The organism is Paraplanobispora siamensis, assembly GCF_016863175.1.
Classification (GTDB): domain Bacteria; phylum Actinomycetota; class Actinomycetes; order Streptosporangiales; family Streptosporangiaceae; genus Planobispora; species Planobispora siamensis.
Window position 1 is genome coordinate 43,981 of record NZ_BOOJ01000038.1, and the last position, 9,255, is coordinate 53,235.

The 9,255-nt window shown below is 68.8% G+C and carries 5 protein-coding genes; 1 reads left to right on the top strand and 4 read right to left on the bottom strand.

Annotation, left to right across the window (positions count from 1 at the left end):
* Nucleotides 1-14: 14 nt before the first annotated feature.
* The 4 genes from Psi01_RS24025 to Psi01_RS24040 form a co-directional block, all read right to left on the bottom strand.
* Complete coding sequence (locus Psi01_RS24025) at nucleotides 15-1,004, bottom strand: carbohydrate ABC transporter permease (RefSeq protein ID WP_204066342.1); 990 nt, start codon at nucleotides 1,002-1,004, stop codon at nucleotides 15-17.
* A complete protein-coding gene (locus Psi01_RS24030) occupies nucleotides 1,004-1,939 on the bottom strand; it encodes a carbohydrate ABC transporter permease (protein WP_239127974.1) in 936 nt (311 codons plus the stop codon). Before Psi01_RS24030 ends, Psi01_RS24025 begins: the two co-directional genes overlap by 1 nt.
* 67 nt (nucleotides 1,940-2,006) lie before the next feature.
* On the bottom strand, nucleotides 2,007-3,401 hold the full coding sequence (locus tag Psi01_RS24035; RefSeq protein ID WP_204066343.1) for an extracellular solute-binding protein: 1,395 nt from the start codon (nucleotides 3,399-3,401) through the stop codon (nucleotides 2,007-2,009).
* 243 nt (nucleotides 3,402-3,644) lie between these two features.
* Nucleotides 3,645-4,634, bottom strand: coding sequence for a LacI family DNA-binding transcriptional regulator (locus tag Psi01_RS24040; RefSeq protein ID WP_204066344.1), 990 nt, complete (start codon nucleotides 4,632-4,634; stop codon nucleotides 3,645-3,647).
* A gap of 295 nt (nucleotides 4,635-4,929) precedes the next feature.
* Between Psi01_RS24040 and Psi01_RS24045 the strand changes: the two genes are divergently transcribed.
* The gene (locus tag Psi01_RS24045; protein WP_204066345.1) at nucleotides 4,930-9,204 is read left to right on the top strand and encodes a discoidin domain-containing protein; all 4,275 of its coding nucleotides are present in this window, start codon (nucleotides 4,930-4,932) and stop codon (nucleotides 9,202-9,204) included.
* Nucleotides 9,205-9,255 lie beyond the last annotated feature (51 nt).

The window sequence follows — 9,255 nt, forward strand, 5'->3', positions numbered from 1 at the left end:
ATCGGCTGGAAATGTCAGCCCTTGAGGCTTCCGGCGGTCAGGCCGGCCATGATGTGACGCTGGAACAGGAAGAACACGGCGATGGTCGGCAGGCTCGCGATCACGAGCGAGGCGATGAGCACGTTCTGCGGCATCTGCGACGACAGGCTCGCGATGCCGATGCTCACCGACATCTTCTCGCTGTCGGTCAGCACCAGCAGCGGCCAGACGAAGTCCCGCCACACCGCGACCACGGTCAGGATGGAGACCACGCCCAGGATCGGGCGGGAGACCGGGATCACGATCGACCACAGGATGCGGACGGGACCCGCGCCGTCGATCTCGGCGGCCTCCAGCAGCTCGCGCGGGATCGAGTCGAAGAAGCGCTTGAGCAGGAAGATGTTGAACCCGTTGGCCGCCGCCGGCAGCCAGATCGCCCACGGCGTGTTGAGCAGGTCCCAGCCCAGCAGCGGCAGGTCCTTGACGGTCAGGTAGGCGGGCAGCATGATCACCATCGGCGGGATCATGAGCGTGGCCAGCATCAGCGCCAGGACCAGCTTGCCCAGGACCGGCCGGAGCTTGGACAGGGCGTAGGCGGCGGTGACGTCGATCGCCAGCGTGAACAGCCACGCCCCGCCGGCGTACAGGGCGGTGTTGCCCAGCAGCAGGCTCAGGTCCATCAGCTCCCACGCCTCGGCGTAGGCGTCGAGCGTGAACTGCGGCGGCAGGAACGTCGGCGGGATCTGCACCAGGTCCTCGGTGGTCTTCATCGCCCCGGTGACCATCCAGTACAGCGGGAAGACGAAGGCCGCGGTGAAGCTCACCACCACCGCGACCAGGACGATCCAGTAGATCACCCGGCCGTGGCGGGAGTTGAGCTGGTGCGGGGAGACGACGGTGCGGAACTCCTGGTGGATCTTCCGCGGCGTCCGCCGCGCCCGCGCCGGACGGGCCGCCGCGGGAGCGGGCGCCCCGCTCCCGCCGGGCTGCCTGGGCGACTCGGGGATGACGGTGAGGTTCGACATCAGCTCTTGTCCTCCCGCGAGACGCGCAGGTAGATGGCGGAGAAGACCATCAGAACGATCATCAGCATGACGCCGAGCGCGTTGCCGCCGTTGATGTTGCCGAAGTTGAAGGCGTACTGGTACATGAGGTAGACGACGCTGACCGTGGAGTTCTCCGGACCTCCGCCGGTGAGCAGGTAGGGCTCGATGAAGACCTGCATGGTCGCCACGATCTGCAGCAGCAGCATGACCAGCAGGATCAGTTTGGTCTGCGGGATCGTGACGTGCCAGATCCGCTTGAAGATCCCGGCGCCGTCCAGCTCCGCGGCCTCGTACAGCTCACCGGGGATCGTCTGCAGCGCGGCGAGATAGATCAGCGTGCCGGTGCCGAGGTTCATCCAGGTGGAGACGATGACCAGGGAGACGAGGGCGGTGTCGGTGGAGTTCAGCCAGTCCAGGGCGGGCAGCCGGAAGAAGCCGAGGATCTGGTTGAACAGCCCGTACTCCGGCTCGTAGAACCACTGGAACAGCAGCACGCCGACGGCCGGGGGCAGCATGACCGGCAGGTAGACGACGAAGCGCAGGTAGGCCCGCGCGTGGCGCAGCTCGTTCAGGACGAGGGCGATGACGAACGGCACGCCGTACCCGAAGATCAGCGCGAGCACGGTGAACATCACCGTGTTCTTCCAGGCGGGGCCGAACGCCGCGTCCTGGAAGACCGTGACGAAGTTCTCCAGTCCCACCCAGATCGGCGGGTCGACGAAGTTGGTCTGCTGGAAGCTGAGCACGACCTCCCAGACCATGGGGTACCAGGAGAAGAACGCGAAGCAGATCAGCGCTCCGCAGAGGAATCCGTAGGCGGTGATGTTCCGCCGCACCTCGCGCCGCCTCTTGGTCGCGGGCCTCCCCCGTGACCCGCGCGGGCTCCGCGAGACGCGCATGCTGGTTGCAGTCATCCGTTTTCCGATCTCGACATGATGGCCGGGGGCGGCGGTCCGGCCGCCGCCCCCGGCCCCTGCGGGGTCAGCCCTTCTTCTCCAGCAGGGCGTTGACCTTCGCCTCGGCGTCGGAGAGCAGCTTGGCGACGTCGGCGTCCTGCCGGGTCAGCACCGCCGACATCGGGGTGTCGAGGATCGCGTAGATCTCCTGGGCGTACGGTCCCGGCTCGGCCTTCGGCGGGATGCCCTTGGAGCCCTCGACCCAGAGCGCGAACTGTGCGGGGTCGACGTTGGCGTTCTCGCTGCGCAGCTTCAGGACCTCCTGGCCGGAGGGCGTGTCGGCGCCGTACAGGTCGGGATAGGGCTGGCCGACGGTGAGGTCGGCGCCCTTGGCCCGCACGTAGTCGAGCTGGCCCTTACCGGGGGTGAGGAACTCGTACTCGATCCACTTCAGGCCGGCCCTGATCTGCTCGGGCGTGGCCTTGGGGTTGATCATGTAGCCGGCGCCGCCGTTGAACAGCGCCTTGGCCTCGGGCAGCGCGGTGATCTGGTAGTTCTCGAACTTCGCCTGGAAGTCGTTGCGCAGTCCGATCAGCACGTCGGGGGCGCCGAGCATCATGCCCATCTTGCCGCCGGCCATGGCCTTCATCAGCGAGGGCCAGTCGATGTAGAGCTTGGACCCCATGCTGTTGTCGGTCCAGCGCATCTGCTTGAGGTTCTCCAGCACCGCCTGGCCCTCGGGGGTGTTGAAGGCGGCCTTCTTGCCGTCGGGGGTGAGCACGTCGCCGCCGCGGCCGTAGAGGGAGGCGGTGAAGTGCCAGCCGCCGACGTTGTTGCCGCTGTACTCGCCGAAGCCGACGTAGCCGGGGCCGAGGGCGGCGATCTTCTTGGCCGCGGCCTGCACCTCCGCCCAGGTCTTGGGCGGGTTGCTGGGGTCGAGCCCGGCCTTGGTGAAGACGTCGCGGTTGTAGACCAGGCCCATGCCGTACCCGTCGGTGGGCAGGCCGTAGATCTTGCCGTCCTTCTTGAAGATGTCGATGGAGGCGTTGTAGTCCTTGAACGTCTTCAGCTCGTCGACGTACGGGGTGAGGTCGGCGGCCTGGCCGCTCTCCATGAGGCGGCCGACGTTGGGGAAGTTGACGTAGAAGACGGTCTCCAGCTGGCCGCCGGCCAGCTTGGCCTCGAACGTGCGCGGCTCGTAGCACGGGAAGGCGTCGGTGGCCTTCTCGATCTTGATGTTCGGGTTGAGCTTCTGGAACGCGTCGAGGTCTTCCTGGAAGGTCGCGCGCTGCGCCTTGTTCGTCTTCGGCGGCATGCAGTTGACGGTGATCGACACCGGCCCGGCGGCGGCGGAGCCCCCGGCCGTGGGCCGGGCGTTGTTCTGCGCGGGCTCGTCGCCCGAGCCGCACGCCGACGCCGTCAGACCGAGAGCGGTCGCGAGCAACAGTCCCGCGGTTCTGCGATAGCCGGATCTCGTCATGGAGCTGACCCTTCTGATGCGGATGGAGACGCCGGCGGAGTGCGACAGACGATCTACTCCGGCGTGGCCCTCACGATAGGCTCCACGACACATCTCTGCAATGTTTCGACAGGAGAATGCAATATAACGACTAAGTTACGTGACACGCCGATACGGCGCGGGCCTGACACATGTCCCACAACACGAAGAGGGGGTGACACGGTCACCGTGTCACCCCCCCGGGGCGGCGATCCCAGCGATCCCTCAGGGCGAGGGCCGCGCCGTGGAGGCCCGCACCACCAGCTCAGGCTCGAAGAGCAGCTCGTCGGCCGGGACCACCGCCTTGTCGATCAGTGCCGTCAGCAGGTCCACCGCCGCCCGCCCCATCGCGTCGATCGGCTGGCGCACCGTGGTCAGCGGCGGCTCGGTGCAGTTCATCAGGGCCGAGTCGTCGTAGCCGATGACCGAGACGTCGGCGGGGACCGACAGTCCCGACCGGCGGGCCGCCCGCACCGCGCCGAGCGCGAGCAGGTCGCTGGCGCACACCACGCCGGTGACCCCCTTGCGCAGCAGCCTGGTCGCCGTCGCGTGCCCTCCTTCGAGGGAGAACATCGTGTGCTCGACGAGCGCCGGGTCGCCGCCCGAGGCCAGGAACGTCTCCAGCTTGCGGCGCGAGGGCATGTGGTCCCTGGGGCCGAGCACCATGCCGATGCGCTCGTGGCCCAGCGCCCTCAGGTGCCCGACCGCCATCTCCGCGGCCACCACGTCGTCGCAGGAGACCTGGGGGAAACCCAGGTGCTCGACGGCCGCGTTGACCAGCACCGTGGGGAGTTTGCGCTCCCGGAGCAGCTCGTAGTGCTCGTGGGAGGCGTCGCCCTGGGCGTACAGGCCGCCGGCGAAGACCACGCCCGAGACCTGCTGCTGCAGGAGCAGGTCCACGTAGTCGGCCTCGGAGACCCCGCCCACGGTCCGGGTGCACAGCACCGAGGTGAAGCCCTGCTGGGCCAGCGCGCCGCCGACGACCTCGGCGAAGGCCGGGAAGATCGGGTTCTGCAGCTCGGGCAGGACCAGGCCGACCAGCCGGGCCCGGTCGCCGCGCAGCTGGGTGGGGCGCTCGTAGCCGAGCACGTCGAGAGCTGTCAGCACGGCCTCGCGGGTCGCCTCGGACACGCCGGGCTTCCCGTTGAGCACGCGGCTGACCGTCGCCTCGCTCACCCCGACCTTCTTGGCCACCTCTGCAAGTCGTCGTGTCATGCCGCAAACTATACGACAATCAGCGCAACCATTTGCACACGCTTGCGCTCGCCGGACGTCAACCCGTTGCGCAGCGCGAAACAGGTTTTCCGCTCGGTCTCGACCCGTCAGCCAGCGATGACGCAGCTTCACCTCATATCGCATCGCGGTGTGCGTCTTGCGAAATTCAGTCGAAATATTGCCGATATCTATTTGGCATCTTACGGTTCGGCCAGCTGCCCTTACCGGGAGCAGTTGGGATCACCCGAGTGCCGAGTCATGCCCCCGTCGTTCCACGAACGAGACAGAGGAACGGATGAGAACCCCCCACACAGCGCTCTTACGACTGGTCGCGACCCTGACCGTGATCGTCCTGGCCGTCACCGCCGGGCCGGTCTCCCCCGCCTCCGCCGCAGGCGGACCCAACCTGGCCGCGGGCAGGCCCGCCGCCGCCAGCGCCTCCAACGGCCCCTACACACCCGGCAACGTCAACGACGGCAACCAGTCCACCTACTGGGAGGGCCCGAACAACGCCTTCCCGCAGTGGGTCCGGGTCGACCTGGGCGCCTCCACGAGCGTCGACCAGGTCGTGGTGAAGCTCCCGCCGAGCTGGGAGGCCCGCACCCAGACCTTCGCCGTGCAGGGCAGCGCCGACGGCACGTCCTACACGACGCTCGCCGGCTCGGCCGCCCACGCCTTCAGCCCCGGCGCGGGCAACACCGTCACGGTGAACTTCCCGGCCGCCGAGGCCCGCTACGTCCGGCTGAACGTTACGGCCAACACCGGCTGGCCGGCGGCGCAGGTCGCCGAGCTGGAGGTGTACGGCGCGACGGGCTCCTCGGGCAACCTCGCCCAGGGCAGGCCGATGACCGCCAGCGGCTCCACGCAGACCTACGCGGCGGCCAACGCCGGTGACGGCAACCAGTCCACCTACTGGGAGAGCGCCAACAACGCCTTCCCGCAGTGGCTCCAGGTGGACCTCGGCTCCGCCGTACGGGTCAACCGGCTCGTGCTGAAGATCCCGGCGGGCTGGGAGGCCCGCACGCAGACCCTGGAGGTCCAGGGCAGCACGGACGGCTCGTCCTTCTCCACCGTCGTCGCCCCGGCCGCGCACCGTTTCGAACCGGCGGCCACGATCACCTTCAACGCCGTCACCACCCGCCATCTGCGGCTGCGCTTCACCGCCAACACCGCCTGGCCCGCCGCCCAGATCGCGGAGTTCGAGGTGTACGGCGCCGCCACCGGCGACACCCAGGCGCCCACCGCGCCGGGCGACCTCGCCTACACCGAGCCCTCCCCCGGGCAGATCCGGCTGACCTGGAACGCCTCCACCGACAACACCGGCGTCACCGCCTATGACGTCTACGCCAACGACGTCCTGCGCACGAGCGTGGCGGGCAACGTCCTGACCTACACCGACACCCAGCCCGCCAACGCCACCGTCACCTACCACGTCAAGGCCAGGGACGCCGCGGGCAACCAGTCCGCCGCCGGCAACGCGGTGACCAGGAGGGGCGACACGGGCGACACCCAGGCGCCCACCGCGCCGGGCGACCTCGCCTACACCGAGCCCTCCCCCGGGCAGATCCGGCTGACCTGGAACGCCTCCACCGACAACACCGGCGTCACCGGCTATGACGTCTACGCCAACGACGTCCTGCGCACGAGCGTGGCGGGCAACGTCCTGACCTACACCGACACCCAGCCCGCCAACGCCACCGTCACCTACCGGGTCAGGGCGAAGGACGCCGCGGGCAACCAGTCCGCCGCCAGCAACGCCGTCACCCGCACCGGCAGCGGCGGCGGCTCGAACCTGGCCGTCGGCAAGCCGATCAGCGCCTCCTCGCACGTCCACACGTTCGTGGCGGCCAACGCCAACGACAACAGCACGGCCACCTACTGGGAGGCCGCGCCCGGCGCCTACCCGAACACGCTGACGGTGAGGCTGGGCGCGAACGCGAGCATCACCTCAGTCGTGGTCAAGCTCAACCCGGACGCCGTCTGGGGCGCCCGTACCCAGACCATCGAGGTCCTGGGCCGCGAGCAGAGCGCCTCGGCGTTCACCACGCTGAAGGCGGCGGCGCCGTACGCCTTCGACCCGGCCGGCGGGAACACGGTGACGATCCCCGTCACCGCCGACGCCGCCGACGTCCAGCTCAAGATCACCTCCAACACCGGGTCGAGCGGCGGACAGGTCGCCGAGCTCCAGGTGATCGGCACCCCGGCGCCCAACCCCGACCTCCAGGTCACCGCCCTGACCTGGACGCCCTCCTCCCCGGTGGAGACCGACACGATCAGGCTCCAGGCCACGGTGCGCAACTCCGGCACCCGGGCCTCGGGCGCCACCGATGTGAACTTCTACCTCGGCGGGACAAAGGTCGGCACCGCCCCGGTGGCGTCGCTGTCGGCGGGTGCCTCCGCGAACGTCTCGGCGGACGTCGGCGCGCGGAACGCGGGCTCCTATCCGGTCACCGCCGAGGTGGACGAGGCCAACGCGGTCATCGAGCAGAACGACCTGAACAACGAGCTCACCGCGTCCTCGCCGATGACCGTCCGGCCGGTCGACAGCTCCGACCTGGTCGCCTCGCCGGTGAGCTGGACGCCGGGCAACCCGGCCAACGGCACCGCCGTCACCTTCTCTGTGGCGATCAAGAACCAGGGCAATGTCGCCTCGGCGAGCGGCGCGCACGGCATCACGCTGACCGTGCTCGACGACGCCGGGACCGTCGTGCGCACGCTGACCGGCTCCCACAACGGCGTGATCGCCGCGGGCGCCACCACCGCGCCGGTGAACCTCGGCACGTGGACCGCCGCCAACGGCAGGTACACCGTCCGGACGGAGCTGGCCGCCGACGCAGCCGAGCTGCCGGTCAAGCGGGGCGACAACGTCAGCACGGTCCCGCTGTTCGTCGGCCGGGGCGCGAACATGCCCTACGACATGTACGAGGCCGAGGACGGCTCCCTCGGCGGCGGCGCGCAGGTCGTCGGCCCGAACCGGACCGTCGGCGACCTGGCGGGCGAGGCGTCCGGGCGCAAGGCGGTGACGCTGAACACCACCGGCTCCTACGTCGAGTTCACCACCAAGGCGCCGACCAACACCCTGGTCACCCGCTTCTCCATCCCGGACGCGCCGGGCGGCGGCGGGACCAACTCCACGCTCAACGTCTACGTCAACGGTTCCTTCCACAAGGCGATCAGCCTGACCTCCCGGTACGCCTGGCTGTACGGCAACGAGACCAATCCCGGCAACTCCCCCGGTTCGGGCGGGCCGCGTCACATCTACGACGAGGCCAACATGATGCTCAACACGACCGTCCCGGCCGGGAGCAGGATCAGGCTGCAGAAGGACGCGGCCAACACCACCACCTACGCGATCGACTTCGTCAACACCGAGCAGGTCGCGCCGGTCGCCAACCCGGACCCGGCCCGCTACGTCACGCCCACCGGCTTCGCCCACCAGGACGTGCAGAACGCGCTGGACCGGGCCCGGATGGAGTCCGGCTGGCTCGGCGTCTACCTGCCGCCCGGCGACTACCAGACCTCGAACAAGTTCCAGGTGTACGGCAAGCCGGTGAAGATCGTCGGCGCCGGGCCCTGGTACACGAGGTTCCACGCGCCCGCCACGCAGGACAACACCGACGTCGGCTTCCGCGCCGAGGCCTCGGCCAACGGCTCGACGTTCGCGGGCTTCGCCTACTTCGGCAACTACACCTCCCGCATCGACGGCCCCGGCAAGGTCTTCGACTTCGGCAACGTCGCCGACATCACGATCGACGACATCTGGGCCGAGCACATGGTCTGCCTCTACTGGGGCGCCAACACCGACCGGATGACGATCAAGAACTCGCGCATCCGGAACACCTTCGCCGACGCGATCAACATGACCAACGGCAGCACCGACAACCTGGTCAGCAACAACGAGTCGCGGGCCAGCGGCGACGACAGCTTCGCGCTGTTCTCCGCCATCGACGCGGGCGGCGGGGACGTCAAGGGCAACGTCTACGAGAACCTGACCTCGATCCTGACCTGGCGGGCGGCCGGCGTCGCGGTCTACGGCGGGTACGACAACGTCTTCCGCAACATCCACATCGCCGACACGCTGGTGTACTCCGGCATCACGATCAGCTCGCTCGACTTCGGCTACCCGATGAACGGCTTCGGCGCCGACCCGCCCACCCGGTTCGACAACATCTCGATCGTCCGGGCCGGCGGCCACTTCTGGGGCTCCCAGACCTTCCCCGGGATCTGGGTCTTCTCCGCCTCAAAGGTGTTCCAGGGCATCCGGGTGAGCAATGTGGACATCGTCGACCCGACGTACCACGGCATCATGTTCCAGACCAACTACGTGGGAGGCCAGCCGCAGAACCCGGTCAAGGACACCGTGTTCACCAACGTCTCGATCACCGGCGCCCGCAAGAGCGGTGACGCCTACGACGCCAAGTCCGGGTTCGGGATCTGGGCCAACGAGATGCCCGAGGCCGGCCAGGGCCCGGCGGTGGGCTCGGCCGTCTTCAACAACCTGCGGATGAGCGGCAACGCCCAGGACGTCAGGAACACGACGTCCACCTTCACCATCACCGTCAACGACTAGCCGGGCGCGTCCTCGGGCCAGGAGTCGGTACGGCGGGCGCACCGTGCGCCC